This window comes from Spirulina sp. LEGE 11439 (genome assembly GCF_059821285.1).
The window spans coordinates 2,887-22,406 of record NZ_JCAMRX010000025.1; the positions used below are offsets into that span (position 1 = coordinate 2,887).

Annotated in this window: 11 protein-coding genes; 4 read left to right on the forward strand and 7 right to left on the reverse strand. The window is 45.7% G+C overall.

The window, feature by feature from the left end:
- The 3 genes from AC6RV6_RS16645 to AC6RV6_RS16655 form a co-directional block, all read right to left on the reverse strand.
- A partial coding sequence (locus AC6RV6_RS16645) for a tetratricopeptide repeat protein (protein ID WP_500242002.1) occupies positions 1-2,161 on the reverse strand: 2,161 nt, incomplete at its 3' end.
- Between the two features lie 513 nt (positions 2,162-2,674).
- The gene (locus tag AC6RV6_RS16650; RefSeq protein WP_500242003.1) at positions 2,675-3,076 is read right to left on the reverse strand and encodes a CU044_2847 family protein; all 402 of its coding nucleotides are present in this window, start codon (positions 3,074-3,076) and stop codon (positions 2,675-2,677) included.
- Between the two features lie 77 nt (positions 3,077-3,153).
- Complete coding sequence (locus AC6RV6_RS16655) at positions 3,154-4,710, reverse strand: LCP family protein (protein WP_500242004.1); 1,557 nt, start codon at positions 4,708-4,710, stop codon at positions 3,154-3,156.
- Between the two features lie 218 nt (positions 4,711-4,928).
- Here AC6RV6_RS16655 and AC6RV6_RS16660 point away from each other — a divergent pair, with 218 nt between their 5' ends.
- Positions 4,929-5,990 carry a mannose-1-phosphate guanylyltransferase gene (locus AC6RV6_RS16660; protein WP_500242005.1) on the forward strand — a complete coding sequence of 354 codons (1,062 nt, stop codon included), beginning with the start codon at positions 4,929-4,931 and terminating at the stop codon, positions 5,988-5,990.
- 76 nt (positions 5,991-6,066) lie between these two features.
- A complete protein-coding gene (locus AC6RV6_RS16665) occupies positions 6,067-7,722 on the forward strand; it encodes an ABC1 kinase family protein (RefSeq protein ID WP_500242006.1) in 1,656 nt (551 codons plus the stop codon).
- Between the two features lie 26 nt (positions 7,723-7,748).
- Here AC6RV6_RS16665 and AC6RV6_RS16670 read toward each other — a convergent pair whose 3' ends face one another.
- The 3 genes from AC6RV6_RS16670 to AC6RV6_RS16680 form a co-directional block, all read right to left on the reverse strand.
- Positions 7,749-8,126, reverse strand: a complete 378-nt coding sequence (locus tag AC6RV6_RS16670; RefSeq protein WP_500242007.1) for a hypothetical protein — start codon at positions 8,124-8,126, stop codon at positions 7,749-7,751.
- Between the two features lie 84 nt (positions 8,127-8,210).
- Entirely contained in the window at positions 8,211-9,536 is a 1,326-nt protein-coding gene (locus AC6RV6_RS16675) for an O-antigen ligase family protein (RefSeq protein WP_500242009.1), read from the reverse strand.
- 25 nt (positions 9,537-9,561) lie between these two features.
- On the reverse strand, positions 9,562-10,398 hold the full coding sequence (locus AC6RV6_RS16680; protein ID WP_500242010.1) for a YaaW family protein: 837 nt from the start codon (positions 10,396-10,398) through the stop codon (positions 9,562-9,564).
- Positions 10,399-10,650: 252 nt separating this feature from the next.
- On the opposite strand from AC6RV6_RS16680, the gene AC6RV6_RS16685 reads away from it, so the two are divergent.
- Positions 10,651-11,457 (forward strand): Uma2 family endonuclease, encoded by an 807-nt coding sequence (locus AC6RV6_RS16685; protein WP_500242012.1) that lies wholly within the window; start codon positions 10,651-10,653, stop codon positions 11,455-11,457.
- A gap of 33 nt (positions 11,458-11,490) precedes the next feature.
- Entirely contained in the window at positions 11,491-12,465 is a 975-nt protein-coding gene (locus AC6RV6_RS16690; RefSeq protein ID WP_500242013.1) for a tyrosine-type recombinase/integrase, read from the forward strand.
- An 11-nt stretch (positions 12,466-12,476) separates the two neighbouring features.
- Here AC6RV6_RS16690 and AC6RV6_RS16695 read toward each other — a convergent pair whose 3' ends face one another.
- Positions 12,477-19,490: a PAS domain S-box protein gene (locus AC6RV6_RS16695; RefSeq protein WP_500242014.1), complete on the reverse strand. Its 7,014-nt coding sequence runs from the start codon at positions 19,488-19,490 to the stop codon at positions 12,477-12,479.
- Positions 19,491-19,520: the final 30 nt, after the last annotated feature.

The following is a 19,520-nucleotide window of genomic DNA, read 5'->3' on the forward strand; positions in this document are numbered from 1 at the left end:
CAACATCAGGATGGTCTTCTCCGAGGAGTTTTCGTCTCAAATCTAAGGCTTGAACGTACAAGGGTTCCGCTTCTTCGTAACGTCCTTGGGACTTGTACAGTAATGCCAAATTGTTCAGGGAAGTGGCAACATCAGGATGGTCTTCTCCGAGGAGTTTTCGTCTCAAATCTAAGGCTTGAACCAACAAGGGTTCCGCTTCTTCGTAACGTCCTTGGGACTCGTACAGTAATGCCAAATTGTTCAGGGAAGTGGCAACATGAGGATGGTCTTCTCCGAGGCGAGTCTGAGTTATCGAACGACACATCTCAAACCAAGATATTGCTTGACGATATAATCCTTGTCCGTTGTAATAGAAACCCAAACCTACAAACGCCCAAATTAAATCATCATCTTCTACCCAATTGAGAAAAACTTCCGCAACTTCAGTCAGATGAGGAATAAACAGTGTAAATCCTTCAATTTCTTCTAAAGTTGGCGTTTGCGGAATCTGTTGCGCGATCTTCATTTGTACCTGACAAAAATTCTCTTTCAACTCATCTGCATACTCCTTCTCTGCCAACTTCTCTCGCATAAATTCCCGCAATAGAGGATGAAGCTCAAACCAACCCTTTTCCAACTTTTTCAACAAACTCCACCGCACCAAAACATCATCGCGAATATTCTCTAAATCTTCCTCATCTTTCTCAGAAAAACACGCTTCTACTGCACTCCAAGGAAACGGCGCAACAGCAAACAAACTCAACAAACAAGCGACTCTTTGTATTTCCTCTTCTTTTAACTCTTGCCAAGTCAACTCAAATGCGGCTTCCACTCCCTTCCGTGCTGTCGTCATTTCCGTTGGTTTTAGGGATCGATGTTTGATCCCCTTTTTCAACCTTTCCCGCATCTTCGCGAGGGAAAGATCGTCCTTTTGTCTGAGATACTGTCCCACCAACTCCAACCCCAAAGGCAAATAACCCAACCCCTCGCAAAGTACCTTAGCCTCCTCCATTTCCCGATCCAACCTCTCCCCAATAAACCCCCGCAGCAATTCTAAAGCCTCCTCCAACTCCAACACCTGCAATTCTAAGCGCTCAAACGTCCCTGCAAGGCTCTGCAATCGCGTTGTCACCACAATTTTGAACCGGGGATCGTTCCGAGGCAAAAACGGCTCGATCGCAGCAAAATTCACCACATCATCCAACACGACCAAAACATCCCCCTCTCTCCCCCAATTGCGCCAACAGTAAGCCACGCGACTTTCTGGGGGCAATTCTTTAGGAGGATTTAATCCTAAATATGTTTGCCCGTAATTCAAAATCCCCACCTCTACATCCTCACCCCGCGCCCCCAACCAACAGACCCCGCCGCGATAGAATTCTTGCCAGTAGCGCAGGGCGTATTGTACCGCCAACTCCGTCTTGCCAATGCCTCCCATCCCTGTCACCGTGGAAATCGCCACGCGATCGCCTTTCTGCAACTGTGCGTGTAGAGTTTGCAAATCTTGCACGCGACCGACAAAATGGGGGGCATAACTGCGGCGCAAATTGTTCGGCGGCGCATCCGTGGGCAACTTTTGCCCCCAAGTGCTATTCTTTTGGTGATACTGGCGATTTTCCTCCTCAAGCTGCGGCCAGTTTTTAAAAACCATTTCCACCGGAATCGCCTTACCCCCAAACGCCCGACTTGTATTGCCCTGTAAGCGAATTGCCAGATCGCGCATGACCATACCGCAAACCTTAAGGGTGCGCTTGTTCAACAAAGGCGAACCGCTAAAACCATAGCGGATCGTCTCGCTAACCAAATTTAAAATCGTCCCTTCTTTATTAATCCCTTCGCACTGACACAAAGCCGAATTACTGCCGATCGCATCCGTAGGATAACCGTAAGCGTAAAGGCGATCGAATGGCAAAACCTCCTGCGCCAAAAACACGCAAGGATGTTCCTCTATTTCAACGTGGAGAAGGACGAGATCGTTCTTTTCTCGGATTTCAACTTCCGTAACTTTATAAATGCGATCGCGCCAATGTATCTCGATGTTTTTCGCTTCCGTTTTCTTAACCACGTGGTAACAAGTCAGGAGAATTTGAGGCGCAATAAAAAATCCCGTCCCGCGATCGCTCGGGGTCGTCAATTCTGCGGTACAGTCGTGAAACAAAGGATAAAGATTTTCCTCGTTCATGGGTCAAATTCGCGTGTTGATGAAAGTTCAAATATTATGCGGTTAATATGATTGTTTTTCTCATTTAGAATCCGATAAGGAATTGAGGAAAACTCAGAAATTAGTTCGGTAATTGCATTAATTCTCTTATTGTCGATCCGCCGAGGAATAAAATTCCCCGTCTCATATGAGAAGTCCTCTCAAGAGGACTGAATTCGTCAGTTTTAGGTATGTTCTCGAGATTCCCCAATCCATTTATGAAGGTTCAATATTAAATTCGGCAATAATGCGATCGGGAATTCCCCAATCCATTTCAATGGATTTTTTGTATGAGACAGGGATTTTCAATCCCTGGCGGATCCAAAATGAGAAAGACAATCCAATTACCGATTTATTTCCTTAACTCCCATCAATGGATTTTTTGTATGAGACAGGGATTTTCAATCCCTGGCGGATTCAAAATGAGAAAGACAATCCAATTACTGACTTATTGTTTTAATCTCGCTTGAATTTCTGATACATCCCTAACAAATTTCAAGAACTTTGAGTTGGATTAGAAGGATTTTGGGTTGAATTAGCTGGAGTTGAATCCCGAGAATAATCCCATTCTAAAGTAATATTCAAATTCGCCTTTCCTTCCCCCTTCACAATCATCGCCGTGATTTGTCCCGACTCATAACCAAACTCCAAGCCAAACTCGAGACTTGCCTTCGTGGGTTTCACCTTATCTAGCGTTTCTTTCACTGTCTCCGCGATCCCTTCGATCGCATCCGTTGCTTGTTTGAGATACTGAAAATTAGAAGAAACCTCCCTCTCGAGAATGTCCCCCGTTTCTCCTCCTGTCTCATCTTCCAGTTGAGAAATATTAGTCGCCTCAACCTTAATTGTCACCCCATTCGGCAATTCAACCGGAACAAACTTGCGATCGCTTTCCATAAACTTTCTCCTCACTTTACATTCCCAATTGTAAACGAATCGAGAAAAAGCAATGCGATCGCAAATTGTTCTGACTTCTAGTTTGTCTCTTTTGTATCCTCTTCATCTGCAAGTGCATCAAACCAATCAGAGCCGATACGAATGGTAATTTCCGACCCTAAATCCCCCGTAGAATCCGATTGAATCTCCCCAAAACCGAGGGCTTGTTTGAGGGCTTTTGCTGCCTCAATATCCCCTTGTTGCACCACAATTTGCGTTTTTCTCAACAACCGGGCAGATTTAGATTGAGAGTAATAAATATTACCAAATCCTGCCTCAGTAATGTGCTGTGCCGCCAATTCCGGCAACTTAGAATCGTTAGTAGCATTTTGTAAGGCAATACGAACGCGGTTAGGTGAGCGATTATTAGTCACAACATAATCGCCATCGTGTTCAAAATATTCGCTCACGAGGCGATCGCGTCCCCGTCGGGACATGATCCAATAACTCACCCCTTCAAACTCTTCCTTATTGCTAAACCGTCCCGGTAGCAAAACCATCTTCACTTTTTCTTTTTCCAAACTCATGCCGAAGTTCACTAAAGCCATCATCTCTTCAAGACTCAAATTAGTATCGACATATTGCAGCGCCATTTGTACCGCTTGTGGTAAACGAGGAACAACGGCGGGACTTTTCAATCGTTCGCGCAGGGCTTTGAGTAACACTTGCTGACGTTGTACTCGTCCGATATCGCCGTACTCATCCATGCGGAAACGAGAAAATTGTTCAGCGCGATCGCCATCCAAATTTTGCCAACCCGGTTTGAGATCGATTTTCAGCCCTTGAGTCATATCAGTATAAGACATAGGATAAGGCACGAAAACCTCAACCCCTCCCACTAAATCCACCAAATCCTTAAAGGCATCATTCGTGACCCGGACATAGCGATCGATGGGGACATTATTTAAAGTTCTACTGACCACATGCGCGGCTAACTCTGCACCGCCTCGAGCATTGGCGCTATTAATTTTTGCTTGTCCCACACCCCTAATAAACACTTGGGTATCTCGAGGGATCGACAGCATCCGCACGGTATTATCCGTCGGGTCAAACCGCAAAAGCAACATAGTATCGCTGTTGCCATCAAAAATCTCTTCGCTCTCTTTGTCCACATCAGGAACGCGATCGATCCCTAAGACCAGAATATTTACTGGGCGATCGATTTTATATTGAAAAAGCGGGGGAATTTCTTGAGTTTCTGAAGGGGATCCCGTCCCCGTCGGAATCGGAGTTCCCGCCGTCGCCACCTTCTCCGTCGTTGTCAAGACATTGGGAATCGAGGGAAGGGGTCCCACCATAGCCACCATAGCCCCCGCCGTGGCCGACAGAGAAGCCGCCGCCATAAAACTAGCACTCCATAACATTCGCCGACCCCAACCGAGAGCCTTCTGAGTCGCCTCTGTTTGTGTCGGCTCTGTTGGTGAAGATTCAGTTGTTTGAGTGCGATCGCCATTTTGCGAAACAGAATTGTTTACCGGATTGGGCGATCGCGTTTCCGTATCGGAAGCGATCGGTAGCGATTTAGCGCTATTGTTCACATTCACCTCAACACCATCAAAATCTAAATTTAGCAGTTTTCTTGAGAATGTTGGCATAACAAGAGTCAGCCAACTCGAGACAATCCAACTGCTACCATTCCTCATGCTGGATTATAGCGCTTGGTTGAAGATTGTTTGACAATTTTTACAAGTTTTTTGGGAGCGAGTCTTAAATTTAGAGATCGTCCCCTGTCATGCACGCCTATTAATGACTGTCTACACCCCATCTCTGACTCAGACAGGATAGGATGGAAAAAATTTCCTTTTACACTGCGATGAAGAACACCTTAATTCCCGTCATTCTCGCGGGGGGCAAGGGCGAACGCTTCTGGCCGCTCAGTCGTCGCCAACGACCCAAACAATTTTTAAGCCTTGATGGAAGCGGGAAAAGTCTTCTGCAAGCTACCGCCGATCGCCTCCTCAAGCTCGCGGGAGGATGGGAAAATCTTTGGGTCATTACTTCCGCTTTACTCGCTTCTGGGGTCGCCGAACAGTTACCCTTGTTACCCAAAGAAAATTTATTGGTGGAACCGGAAGGACGCGATACGGCTCCGGCGGTGGCTTGGGCAACTTTAGAAGTCGCCAAAAAACATGGAGAAGACGCAATTTTGGGCTTTTTCCCGGCGGATCATTGGATTGGCGATCGCGCGGCCTATGAAAATACTCTCAGAGGAGCCGTAGAACTGGCAGAAACCCAAGGCGCGATCGCAACATTAGGAATTACTCCGACTTATCCTTCTACCGGTTACGGTTATATCGAACAAGGGGAAAAAATCGGCACTTTTTCCGGACTTTCTGGCTATAAAGTCAGCCGTTTTACCGAAAAACCCAAGATTGAGACCGCGCAAAAATTCATCGAAACCGGGCGCTTTAGTTGGAATAGCGGCATGTTTATTTTCCGTGCTGCGACGGTACTTTCTGAACTAGAAAGACACGCGCCACAAATTCTCCAACCCTTGCGAGAAAAAGGTGAAGCCGCCTATCAAGAATTAGAGAAAAAGAGTATTGATTATGCCTTAATGGAAAAAACCGATTTAGCCTATGTCATTCCCGCCGATTTTGGTTGGGACGATCTGGGAGATTGGAATGCGATCGAACGACTTCTCAAAGGAGATGCAGCCAATACCGAACTCGCCACCCATATCGGACGAGATACCCAAGGATCTATTCTTTATGCCAGTAACGAAGAAGATGTCATCGTTACCATTGGTTTAGAAGATGTCGTTGTAGTCCGCGATGGCAATGTCACCCTCGTCGTCCATAAAAGCCGCACCCAAGAAATCAAACAAGTCCTCAAGCAACTGCAAGCCGATCCCAAATTTGAAAATCTTTTGTAAATTTACTATAACTGGAAACTGAATTGCTGGTCACTCATAACTGGTGACTGGTGACTGGTGACTGGTGACTGAAATAATGGTTTTAGCCTTAACACAAAATACATCGCGACAGCGAGAAATTCTCGAAATTGTTCTCGGGAATGGCTGGGACTATATGCGCGGGATTTTAATGGGAGGAAAACCGGGAGAACCGCAAATTCCTACCCCTGAAGTCTTGCGAAATATTCTGGTTGAATTGGGTCCGGTTTATGTCAAATTAGGACAACTTCTCAGCACGCGCCCGGACTTACTTCCGCCCAAATATATTAAATCTCTGACTGCATTACAAGCAAAAGTTCCTACAATTTCTTGGTCGCAAATTGAAGGAACAATTCGTCAAGAACTTCACCATCCGATTGAAGAGATTTTTACAAAAATCGATACTCAACCCGTTGCAGCAGGGTCGATTGCACAAATTCATCGCGCGACTTTGAAAGATGGCCGAGAAGTGGCGATGAAGGTACAGCGTCCGGGGATCGATCGCATTGTTTCTCAGGATGTCGATCTCATTAATGCAGTCGCTGAATTAATTTCAGTGACAGACTTTGGTAAAGATTACGATATTATCACCCTAGCCGATGAATTTACTAAAGCCTTACAAGCAGAATTAGACTTTAACAAAGAAGCCAGTTATACCGAACAATTACGCGAAAATTTAGCTCAAAGTAAATGGGTTAATTCTCAAGAATTAACGATTCCGAAAATCTATCGAGATCTCACGACTCGAAAATTATTAGTTTTAGAATGGTTGGATGGAAAACCCATTTTAGAGGCGCAGATTGTTCCGGTTAGTAAAAAATCCGATGGAGAGAAAAAACGCCGTCAAGAAATTGCGACATTGCTCTTCCGTGCCTTTTTTCAACAGATGTTTATTGATGGGTTTTTTCATGCCGATCCCCATCCCGGTAATATCTTTTATTTAACTAGCGATCGCGTTGCTTTAATTGACTGCGGAATGATCGGGCGTTTAGATCCTCGCACCCAACAAATTCTCGTAGAAATGTTGCTGGCGATCGTTGATATTGATGCTAAACGATGCAGCCAATTAACTTTAGAATTATCCGAAACAACGCAACCGACGGATCTCATTCGTTTGGAACGAGACTATGAGAAAATGTTACGTCGATACTATAATCTCAGTCTCTCAAAAATTAATTTTAGTGAAGTATTCTACGAAATTTTGTCAATTACTCGCAAGAATAAAATTAAAATGCCCGGTAATATGGGACTTTATGCCAAAAGTTTAGCAAATCTGGAAGGTGTTGCCCGAGGCTTTTATCCGGAAATTAATTTACTCGATGAATTTAAGCCGTTAATGACGGATTTATTTCGCCGTCAATTATTAGGAGACGATCCCTTACAAACAGTTTTGCGAACGGCGTTAGATATGAAAGCGCTCTCAGTACAGAGTCCGCGACAAATTGAGGTTTTATTAGATCGTTTAAGTTCGGAAACCTTGCAATGGAATTTACAAATCCGCGATTTACCTTCTCTCCGTCGCAGTATCGATGATTCTGCCAATCGTTTATCTTTTAGTATCGTTGTTGGGGCGTTAATTATGGGTGCATCGTTATTAGCAACAGGTGCGCCGAATCCTCAACTTTCGATTTTGAGCGATATTCTGTTAGCGATCGCTACATTTTTAGGCTTATGGTTAATTATTAGTATTCTGCGATCGGGACGGTTGCGTTAGATTATTGTGACACGCAGAACGCGATTCTAGGAACGCAATCGCTGAATGAGGCTCATTAAAGCATTGATGACCCAGATAATTCCTAAAATTTGAAAAATATTTCTGGTTTTAATCTGGGGATTAAAACTGGGTTTGCGGTTACGACTTCTAATAAATCCGCGATCGCGATTGAGATCGTAAATTACTTTTTCAACATACCAGCTTTCCGATTTACCGGGATATTTGAAGCGAGCTTGTTCTAATAAACGCTCTGCTAATTTAACATCTCCATTAGCGGCTTGAACTAGATCGCGATCGAGATTGCCTCCTTTTCTGATTCCCGTTGTTTTGTGAGATTCTTGCCAAATCTGCCAAATGACAATTGCTAGTAAGACGAATAAAACGATCGCGATCAAAGAATTCATGGCTAGATTCGGGATATTTTCATTATTTTCTATTTTAAGGGATTCGTTGTGGCTTAAAAAGTTGACTTCATTAAAATTCAATATTTATCGAGTTATATTCTCTGGAGAGTTTTTAGATTGGCCCCAGTTTGTATATCTCGTCACTCCGGCGATCGCCGCAAGGATGAGCCAACCGAGGGTATTAATTCGCAAATCAAAGATCGAGACATCTAAGCAATTGAAACCGATACAAGTCAGAAAAGCGACTAAAAAGGTAAAGAGAATGAGACGATCGCGATCGCTAAAAACGGGCTGGGTTAATAATAAAATTCCCCGTGCCAAAATCCAAGTTACGATCGCGCACAATAAAAGCGTGGGGATAATCCCAGTTTCCGCAGCCAGCATGAGAAAGAGATTATGAGGATGCCCCAACCAAACCTCAGTTGCATCTTGGTAGAGAAACGAAAAATTTCGCAGTCCCCAACCCAAGACGGGGCGATCGCGGATCATCTGCCAACAAAATTGCCATTGAGTCATGCGTAAAAGAGGTAGAGGGGTATCGGGGTACATTTCCCCGGAAAGTCTCCCCCAGAAGAAATAAGGAACAATCTGACGCAGAGTTTCTCCTCCCCATGCTGGAGCAAAAGAAGCCCATGCGATCGCTCCTGCACAAGCGCTAATTCCTAATACTAATAAACGCCAACCGATATAAAAAGCAAACAGTAAACTACCAAAAATTGCGAGCGCCCAAGCATTGCGAGATTGGGCGGAAATGAGAGAAAACAAATTAAGAAAAACTGCGACTGATAAAAGAATTAACACTCGTAAAGATTGAGTTTTCTTTTCTTTGCGCCACCGTTGAAATGCGTCGATCCACAGTCCCAAGGTCAGCATCAAAACTACTAAAAGATAGAAAGCGAGAACATTTGCATACATAAAAGTTGAAGACATTCTCCCTTCTGGTTGTCCATAGGGAATGAGACTCCACCCGGAAAGCGTGCGCCAAAATTCGGGAGTTGTCCAACCTAAAAGCATTTGCCCGCAACCGAGGAGACAAATGGGCAGAGAAGAAAGGGTTAATAACCAAGCCAGTTTGCGAAGTTGGGCGGGAGTTTGAATAAGAAAATGAACGGTGCAAAACCAAAACAGATAGGGAAAAAAATTTGCCATTCCCGCTAAGGCTTCGAGAGGGCGATCGGCAAAGGCCGTACTGATGAAGAGGAGAAGGCTGAGGAGGGCAAAAGCGCGGGTGAGGGGGGATTTTGCGATCGCTGTTCTTGCTGTCGGACAAACCCCGATCGCGGCGGCAACATAAGGAATAGCCGCAATTCCGGGTAACAGGGGTTGTAGAAATGCTCCGACTTGAAGACTATCCCACATCCACAGATCCCGAAGATATGCTAGTGACGAAGATTGTTTCTGCTTTTCCATCCTTCATCCCTCATTTTTCCTTCTATTATGCCCAACAAGCCGATCTCGTCAGGCGAATTTGTGCCAAGGCAAAGATTGTCGGGATAATGCGGCTGTAATTGGTGGCGATCGCTCGCCAACCGAGATCGGCGAAAAAGCTCGCCCAGAGGACGGGACCGAGGAAAGCAAAGACGGTTTTCACGGCTCCTTGTCGGGCGGCGGCGGCAGCCATGCCGCGTTTTGCGGTTTGGAGGGCTAAATGATGTTGCAGTTTGGTGGCGGCGATCGCGCCCCCTTGGACGAGGGCGGCGCGGGCGGTTTGGTAGCGAGCAAAGTGCAGGGCAAATTGACGGGCGAACTGTTGCAAAATTAGGGATTTTAAGACGGTGTTCGCGACGATGACGCTACTGCCTTTGAGGAGAATGAGGGCGGGATCGTTTTGCAATTTTAAGGGCAAAGGACGGGTAATATCTGCATGAGCGAGGGATTTCTGGACGCGATCGCTCAAATCTTTCTTTTCGGAAGCGGGAAGGCGTTGCCAAATTTTGCCCATTAAATGTAAAAAGATTTCTGCTTCAATATCTACAATACTCATGGTTTGAGAGTAGGGAATTTTCAAGTAATGGCAAACTCTAACGAGAATTTGGCGATAGGAAATATCTTGGCTTTGTCCTTTTAATACCGTTAGTCCATCGGCGGCGAGAAAGCGAAATCTTTGTTCGAGGGAGTCCAACCACGAAGTGCGATCGCGGCTCTGTACTTCTACCACATCGGGCATTCGCAGGTAATCGATGGGGTTCAAACGCCGACAGAAGAGGATATGGGTCAATTGTTGCAGTTCTTCTTCACTAGCAAGTTCTAGTGCTTCTCTGAGTTCGTCCAATGGTTTAGCCTCCAAAACAATTTCCCGACCCTCCCGAGTTGAGTGGTTATATTTTACTACGCTTGCGGGAGTTGGGAGATATGGGGCGGCTCTCCATTTTTGCGATCGCTGTTAAATTATAGCAATCTTTAAATAGACCAAAATTTAAGATAGGTGAGAAATAATCGATTAATCGCTCCTCGATCGCTTTTTCTCCGGAGTTTGCGGTACAATATAGTTCAAAAGAATTGTAATTCTAAGTTTTTTTCAATTATGACTGGCATTCTCGTTCCTTCTGGCGTTGCCAATTTAAACTATCGGGTAAGTTGGGACGAATTACCCGCAGATTTTCCTCTACCCGACGATCCTGTGGAAAGTACCGCTCAACCCCTTCTCGCAGCCGCTTTACGAGAAAGTTTAGAATTAATCGGGTTTTTAACCCTCGATAAATTGGTTGCCTCTAATTTAGGCATTTGTGCCACGGTTAATAAAAAAATCGTGGTCAAAGCACCCGACTGGCTTTATACAGCCAATGTTCTTCCTCTCGAACCTCAACGAACCTCTCGCAGAAGTTATACACCTCGCACTCAAGGGGATGTTCCTGCGATCGTGATGGAATTTCTCTCAGAAACAGAAGGGGGAGAATATTCGGCACGTCCTTATTATCCTTATGGAAAGCTTTGGTTTTACGAACGTATTTTAGAAGTGCCAATTTACGTTATTTTTGAGCCAGAAGAAGGAGCATTAGAAGTCAGACAATTAGTAGAGGGTGTTTATCAACTTCAAGAAGCGGACGATCGCGATCGCTATTGGCTTTCTCCTTTAAATTTATATCTCGGCGTTTGGCAAGGAACGAAAGCCGATCGCAATGGCTATTGGCTGCGATTCTGGGATGACAATGGTAATTTATTACTTTGGGGAACCGAACAAATAGAACAAGAACGCCAACGAGCAGAACAAGAACGCCAACGGGCAGAACAAGAACGCCAACGAGCAGAACAAGAACGCCAACGGGCAGAACAACTCGCCGCTTATCTGCGATCGCAAGGAATCGATCCCGATAACCTTCCCGACTCCTAAATCGCGTATTCTAAAGAAAAAACAAGAACTTTTATGCTGGCTGTTTCTCCTCCCAGTGCGATCGCTACCGCAGACGAACTCCTTGAAGCCTTTGCCGACTTCCTGAATATTGATGTCAGCGCAGGAGATGCGGCACATGATACCTTAAACACCTATCGCCGACAGGTGCAGTATTTTGTGAATTGGTGCGATCGCAACAAAATCCTCCCCGCAGAAGCGACAAAAGAAGATATCAAGCGCTATCGTCATTGGCTGGTCAATACGCGACACCTAAAACCCGCCACAGTTGCTCTAAAACTCTCTGTCGTTCGTCGCTTTTATCAAGCCGCCCTCGAGCGAGGTTTAATCGCCTTTAACCCAGCTTTAGGGGTCAAACCACCGCGAGAAAAACGAGATCCCGCAGAACGTATTACCTATCTCGAAAAGATAGAAGTAGAGCAACTTCTACAAGCCGTTGCCAATGATGGCTCGATTAAATCCTTGCGAGATAAATCCTTGTTGGCAATTATGGCCATGGAAGGACCTCGTACTGTGGAACTTCATCGCGCCAATATTACCGATGTGGTCAAGCAAGGGCAAAATATTGGCATTCGAGTAGAAGGTAAGCGCAATATTCGTATCGTTCCCCTCATCCCTGCGATCGCGCAATTATTATTCGACTATCTCGAAGCCCGAAAAGCAGCCGGAGAACGCCTGAAAGCTACGTCTCCGCTTTTTATTGCCATGGGCAACCGGGCGGGAGGACAGCGCATTTCTCGGCGAGGTATCCGTCTCATTGTCGATCGCTATCTCCAACAAGCGGCTCTCAAACATACCCCCGGGCGCACCATTTCCGCTCATAGTTTGCGACATACGGCGGGAACTTTAGCATTAAGATCTGGAGCGGAGTTGCGACAAGTGCAAGATTTATTGGGACACGCAGATCCCCGCACCACTTGTATTTACGCCCACGTTGCCGATCGCTGGGAAAATAATCCCGCTTTAAAATTGGGCATCGATTTGAGTTGATAAGGGGTGATTCACTGATAAGGGATGGGAACGGTAAAGTAAAAGGAACTGCCCTCTCCGACGGTACTTTCCACCCAAATTTTACCGCCGTGCAGTTGTACCAAACTGCGACAGATTGCCAGTCCCAAACCCGTCCCTCCTTTTTGACGAGAATCCGAGGCATCAACTTGATTGAATCGTTCAAAAATACTGTTCTGATGCTCTGGAGGAATGCCGCGACCGCGATCGCGAACGCAGAAGCGCAAACAGTTTTCTGAGTCTGTTGCTTCCACAGTTACAATTGTCTCGGGGTCGGAAAATTTAATCGCATTACTGAGTAAATTACTGAGAATTTGCACGAAATAGTCTGGATCGACCCAAATCTCTGATGTAGTATCACAAGAAAAAGAGAAAACAATTCCTTGCTTACTGGCTAAATCTCGCATCATTTCCAAAGCTTGTTCGCAGAGTTCGCAGGCATTGCAATTGCGATATTTCAGATTGAACTGCCCGGACTCAATGCGTTGAAGATCGAGAATGTCATTAATCAGACGGCTGAGGCGATCGGTATTATTAATGGCAATTTCTAGCATATGCTGGCCTTGGTCGGTCAAGGCTCCTAATTTTCCTGTGGCCAAGAGTCCCAAAGCGCCTCGCACGGAAGTCATTGGGGTTCGTAACTCGTGGGAGATCACTGAAATAAATTCATCTTTCATGCGTTCGATCGCCTTGCGATCGCTAATATCTTTATTGGTTCCAGTCATTCGCAAGGGTTTGCCCTCCTCATCCCACTCAAATACTTGAGCGTGGGTGCAAATCCACTTCCATTCTTTTTGTTGGGTTGCCATGCGGAATTCTGCTTGGTAAACGGGAATGCGGCCTTCGAGATGGGCGTTTAAAATATCGAGGACTCCGGGTAAATCTTCGGGATGGATGAGGTTAACCCACGTTGTATAGGCGTTTTCGAGATCGGTTTCCTGATAACCCAGCATGGTTTTCCATTGGGGGCTGAAATAGGTTTCTCCTGTAGTAATCTGCCAATCCCATAATCCCAAAGCACTGCCCTCGAGGGCGAGTTGCAAGCGCTCTTTGCTGGTTTTCAAGGCTTCTTCGGCTTGCAAGCGCTCTAATTCAGCCCCAGCTCGCGCGGCAAAAATCCGCACGATCAATTCTGGGGTACGGGTATCGGTCATGGGTTTGACATCCATAATGGCAAGATGACCGAGAATATTGCCGGTAGAATCGCTGAGAGGAATAGCCGAATAGCTCTCGACTCCAAGGGTTACGAGGTCTTGGTCTTTCGGGAATAATTCTTGAATCTCTCGAGGGTAAAGGCAGACTTCCCCGCGTATCACTCTTTCGCAAGGAGTATTGACCAAGTCGTATTCAAAGTTATCGCCAAAATCTTGTCCTTGCCAAAACGCTAAGGTGCGAACTCGCGTGTTTTCAGGATCGAGGCATTGAGTGACAAAGGCGTAGCGAACCTGCAAAACTTCAGCGAGATGACGGACTAAAGAGCGGAAAAATTCGCTGCCGATTTGAGAGGCAGTTCCTTCGGCGATCGCTTTTAAGGCTTCTTCGGAGCGCTTGCGATCGCTGATATCTTCGGCCACTCCGGCAACGCGATAAACTTCCCCGGCTCGATCGCGAATGGGGAAAGCGCGATCGCGAATCCAGCGAATTTCCCCATTGGGTCGGATGATACGATATTCTTCGTCGTATTTTCCCAGGCTCTGTTGGGGAAACGCGGCCACAATGCGATCGCGATCGTCGGGATGAATGGCTTCGATAAAAGAGAGAGGACGAGAATAAACTTCTTCACAAGGCCGTCCTAAAATACTTTCATAAGCGGGAGAAATATAAATCATTTTCTGTTTTGCCGGATCGGTCATCCAAAAGACACTTTCAATATTTTCGGCCAGTTGGCGAAAGCGTTCTTCACTGTCTCGTAATTGTATTTCTGTACGTTGACGCTCTAAAGTATGGGCAAAAATTTCTCCAATAATTCGCAACAAGCCAATATTATCTGCATTCCATTGTTTCTCGCTGTGAACGGTATCAACTCCCAAAAATCCAAGTAGTTCTCCTCGGACGAGCATGGGAACGTTAAGCATGGAACGCACGGATTGAAGTTCTAAGCATTCTTTCTCAAAATCGGCTTCAGGAGGAAGATTTTGCACCCGAGGAACATTCACGACTTCAAAGCGCTGAATTTGACTGATAAACCACGGATAGGTACTTAAAGGAACGTCTTCTCCTGTAGTGCGATGAGATTTCACCCCCGAGGTACACCATTCATATAGATTTCTCATGGTTTGCCGATCGCGATCGATGTAAAAAATGTAACAGCGATCGACTCGGGCAAATTCGCCAACTTGTTCTAAGGCAATTTCCATGCCGCGATCGAGTTCTTCGATTTCAAGGTTAATAAATTGCGTAGAAATAGTAGCGATGAGTTGTTCGAGAGCCAAGCGATACTGAATTTTTGCTTCTGCTTGTTGGCGCTCGGTAATATCGCGAAATACGCCTTGAATCAACCATTTTCCCCCGGTTCTACTGAAGCTACAACTGATATCGACGGGGATCTGTCGCCCATCTTTCGTCAATACAAAACTGTTTTCTAAATGTCCCGATTTTTTAGTGCGAGCATCTTTTTCAAAGGCAGCGATCGCTCGAGGTAATTCTTCAGGAGGATGGATTTGCGTAAAGTGCATCTGGGACAATTCCACTTTACTGTAACCCAAGAGTTCTTCGGCTTGGCGATTGGCTTCGAGTAAATTTCCGTCTAAGTCTGACAGCAAAATGGCATCGCTGGAGCTTTCTTGGAGGTTGCGATATTTTGCTTCCGATTCTTTAAGAATAATTTCGGCTTGTTTGCGATCGCGTTGGGCGGCTTGCCGTTCGCTGATATCCCGCACGAAACAGAAACAAAATTCTTCCCCTTTAAATTCAAAGTAATTGGCAGTCATTTCGATGGGGAACTCGCGACCGCTTTTGGCACAATGAAGGCCTTCGACAATTAATGCTCCGGTGAATTTAATTCTCTGCCAATATTGGCTAAATATTTTGGGAGAAAAGTTGGGATCGATATCGCTGATATTCAAGTTCAGCAATTCTTCTGCGGAATAATTTAAAGAACGACAAGCAGCTTGGTTGACGTAGGAAAAATTCCCTTGGCAGTCGATGCGGAAAATAGCATCCGTGGCGCGATCGACGGCGAATTTGGTGAGCTGTAAGGCCTCTTCCACTCGCTGGCGTTCTAGGGCATTAGTAAAGATTTCTCCCACCAACCGCAAGACATTGATGCTGGCGATATTCCACATTTTCTGCTCTCGCACTGCATCAAACCCGACAAACCCAATAACTCGCCCGCGATCGCTCATGGGGATGCAAAGTAGGGATTGAATCTCTTGACTTTCAAAGATTTTTCGTTCGGCTTCGGCTTCGGGAGGAAGCTCCTCCACAGAAGGGATATAAATTAATTGAAACTGTTGGAGTTTGCCCATAAACCAAGGAACGGTACAAACTGGAATATTTTGCGTGTCGTCAATTTGAACAGAAATTCCGGTATTGCACCATTCGTAAGTATTGCTAATGGTTTCGCCATTGTCGGAGATTTGGAAGAGATAAGCGCGATCGACCTCGGTAAATTCACCGATCTGTCGAAGTGCGTCATTGATGCCGCGATCGATTTCATCGGCATCAAGGTTGATGAATTGCGTGGAAATACCAGTGACGAGGGCTTCGATCGCTATGCGATGTTCGAGGGCGGCTTCGGCCTGCTTGCGAGGGGTAATATCTTCAAATAAGTAGAGGCGACCGAAATAGCGATCGCTTTCGTTGCGAATTTGGGCGGAAAAACGGCGAATGATGCGCCCGTCGGAGAAGGATATCTCGTCTTCAATAACTGCGCGATTGGCTGCACTTTGTAAGGGTTTGCAGGATTCAATAAAAGCGGGCAGATCGGCAATTAAAGAAATGCAATCGGGAATGATATCGTTATTTTTGAATTCTCCCTGTCGCATTCCGTCGGCACGATGTTGGAGTCCCCAAATTTCACAAAAACGATGGTTAAAATAGAGGATTTCATCGGTGCGATTGTCTACAACAAAAAAGGCGAGAGGGGAAGCATCGGCCATGGAACGTAATAAGGTTTCTTGCCAATGCAATTGCTGTTCGATTTGTTTGCGATCGCTAATATCCAAGGCTGTCCCAAATAGGCGAATGACTTGCCCGGCTTCATTGGTGACGGGTTCTCCTCGCAGAAGAAGATGGCGTATTTTTCCATCGGGACGTTGAATGCGTTGTTCGATTTCATAAGGTTGACCCGTAACGATCGCCTGTTGTATGGCTTGCTGACTGGCAATGCGATCGTCAGGGTGAATATACTGTAAGTATTCTTCTCCGATAATGGTTGAAGAAGAAATGAATTTTTTGCCCGAGGGGTTATCTGGAGGTGTAATCTCTAAGCCGTAAATGCGGAAGAGTTCATCGGACCAAGTTACTCGACCGGAAACAAGATCGATTTCCCAATCTCCCATCTGAGCGACTTTTTGCGCTTCTGCCAATCGTTGAGTGCTTGCCCGTAGTGCCGCATCTGCTTCTTTTTCTGGGGTGATATCTCGGGCGACGGCATAAATTAAGCCTTCTTCGAGATAGGAGGTGGCACTCCATTCAATCCACTTATAATCTCCATTGCTACAGCGATAGCGATTTTGGAAACTGAGGCAAGAATTTCTCGCTTCGATAAGCATGCTCGCCTCGGCAAGGGTTTTTTCGCGATCGTCAGGATGGACAAATTCAATATAAGGTTGGTTTAATAAGGTTTGGATGGAATGCCCCAATCGTTTCGACCATGCGGGGTTGATTCGTTTAAAATAACCATCGACTCCGGCAATACACAGCATATCTGCGGAGAGGGTAAAAAAGCGATCGCGATCGGCTTCAGCTTTTTTGCGTTGGGTGATATCGATTATCATGCCTAATGAACCGATAAATTGTCCGTTTTGCCAGAGAGGAGAAACGGAAATCATGACCCAAACCGATTTTCCCGAACGATGTTTTAATTTGAGATCGTATTGTTCCGAACCTTCGATTTGTTGCCGTTGTAGCATTTGAGCAAATAGTCTCTGCATTTCGGCGTTCATAAAATCGGTGTAGGGTTGACCGATAACATCTTGAGGGGTATAACCAATGGTTGCTGCCGCGCGGTAATTGGCAAAATCGATGCGACCGTAGCGATCGATAATAATGATTCCTTCGTTAGCAGTTTCGACAATGCAACGATAGCGTTCTTCGCTTTCTTGGAGAGCGACTTCAGTTTGCCACTGTTGTTGAGCCAGAGAGATGGAAGCTGCCGCAGATTTCAACAGAGAGGCTTCAGAGACATCCCATGCTTTGGCTTCACGACAGTTATCAAAGCCAATAAAACCAAAAAATGTCTTGTTGACTTGCAGGGGTAAAACCAAGATCGAGAGAATCTCTTGTTCGGCGAGAATCTCTTTCATTGGACTGGCCAAATTATCTACTAAGTCTGAAATGGCTTCCCCTCGTGCGAGGATGTCTGCAAATTCGAGGCTAAAATCTTTGTAGGGAAGGTTTTGATAGATAGGATTATCGATTTCGGGATGAATTCCGGGGGCGCACCATTCAGCTTTTTGACTCATGAGTAAACCTTGGCCATCGCTATCATGATTTTCAAATAAATACACTCGCGATGCCCCGGAAGTGGTGCCGAGGAGTTGAAGAATGCGATCGTAGCAGATGCGGGGATTTAGGCAACCCAAAAGCATTTGGTGAATTTCAACGAGGGCAGCTAAATAACGCTGACGCTTTTGAATGATGGCTTCTTGTTGTTTGTGTTGCGTAATATCCCGGATGCAGCCGACTAGGACTTTCGTTCCGTCGGCACGCATAAAGACACTTTTTTTGGTGGAGATGGTATGCTGAATTCCTTCTGCATCGGTGAAGGATTCTTCGTTTTCATTGTCTTGTCCTGTCTTAAAGACCCATTCATCTTTTTCCCAAAATACGTCGGCTTCTGCGGTTGGGAAAAAATCATAATCGGATTTGCCGATTAGCTGCGATCGCGAATACCCGATTAACTGACAGGAAGCCTCATTGAGGAGAATCCAGCGATGTTGCTCGTCTTTAACAAAAATTGGATCGGGGATGGTGTTGAGGATACTGTTTAATAAAGCTTCTGAGTTGTTGGCGCGATCGCGATCGCGATATTGTTCGGTGACATCGCGAATGATGCCAACTAACAATTTTTCTTGACTCTCCGCCGTAAAAATACTGACTTTAGTGGCGAGAAAACGCAGGTTTCCGGCGGCATCTCGGTCGGTGCGTTCGCAAGTTCGGGAAGTTCCGGTTTGCCAAACGTCTCCATCTTGTTGAGCAAAAAATTCCACTTCTTCTGGGGTAAAGAAATCGGCGGGAGATTTTCCGATAATCTCTTGTCTGCTTCTCCCCAACCATTGACAATAAGAATCATTAACGGCAACATAGCGATTCTGTTGGTTTTTCACGAAGACTGGATCGGCGATCGCATTTAATAGTCGTGCCGTAAATTTTCGTTCCATTTCGGGGGGACAGCGATCGCAGTTTCTGCGGGCTACCGTGTGGCGAATGCAGGTATGACGAAGGGTTCGTAAAAATTGTTGGCGATCGATTTCTTCGATTGCTAAAAAATCTTGTCCCCCCGCACGCAAGGCGAATGTGGCGAGTTCGGGATCGTCGCGATCGCTTAAGAGAATGAAAGGAGGCAATGGGGAATAGCGATCGCTTAAATTTTGAGACTCTTCTGGATCGAGGGCAAAATAGCGAGAGATTGCTTTGAGATTATCCTCGCGATCCCCCGAGAGAAGGTCGCATAAAACAACATCAAATGATTCTCGTTTCATGCGCGTTCTTGCGATCGCCATATTATCCACGCAGATCGGTTCGATCTCGCTGTGGTAACCATCTAACCATTCTGCAAGTCGGCTATTATTTTTTAAGCGATCGCCCAGCAGCAAAAGTTTAATGGGCTTTTGGGCTGTCATTGTTTCGAGCATTGCCTTTACTTTTTGCTA

Coding starts and splice junctions, on each gene's coding strand:
- AC6RV6_RS16650 (WP_500242003.1), bottom strand. CDS start 3,076: ATGGAAAGCGATCGCAAGTTTGTTCCGGTTGAATTGCCGAATGGGGTG.
- AC6RV6_RS16655 (WP_500242004.1), bottom strand. CDS start 4,710: ATGCCAACATTCTCAAGAAAACTGCTAAATTTAGATTTTGATGGTGTT.
- AC6RV6_RS16660 (WP_500242005.1), top strand. CDS start 4,929: ATGAAGAACACCTTAATTCCCGTCATTCTCGCGGGGGGCAAGGGCGAA.
- AC6RV6_RS16665 (WP_500242006.1), top strand. CDS start 6,067: ATGGTTTTAGCCTTAACACAAAATACATCGCGACAGCGAGAAATTCTC.
- AC6RV6_RS16670 (WP_500242007.1), bottom strand. CDS start 8,126: ATGAATTCTTTGATCGCGATCGTTTTATTCGTCTTACTAGCAATTGTC.
- AC6RV6_RS16675 (WP_500242009.1), bottom strand. CDS start 9,536: ATGGAAAAGCAGAAACAATCTTCGTCACTAGCATATCTTCGGGATCTG.
- AC6RV6_RS16685 (WP_500242012.1), top strand. CDS start 10,651: ATGACTGGCATTCTCGTTCCTTCTGGCGTTGCCAATTTAAACTATCGG.
- AC6RV6_RS16690 (WP_500242013.1), top strand. CDS start 11,491: ATGCTGGCTGTTTCTCCTCCCAGTGCGATCGCTACCGCAGACGAACTC.
- AC6RV6_RS16695 (WP_500242014.1), bottom strand. CDS start 19,490: ATGACAGCCCAAAAGCCCATTAAACTTTTGCTGCTGGGCGATCGCTTA.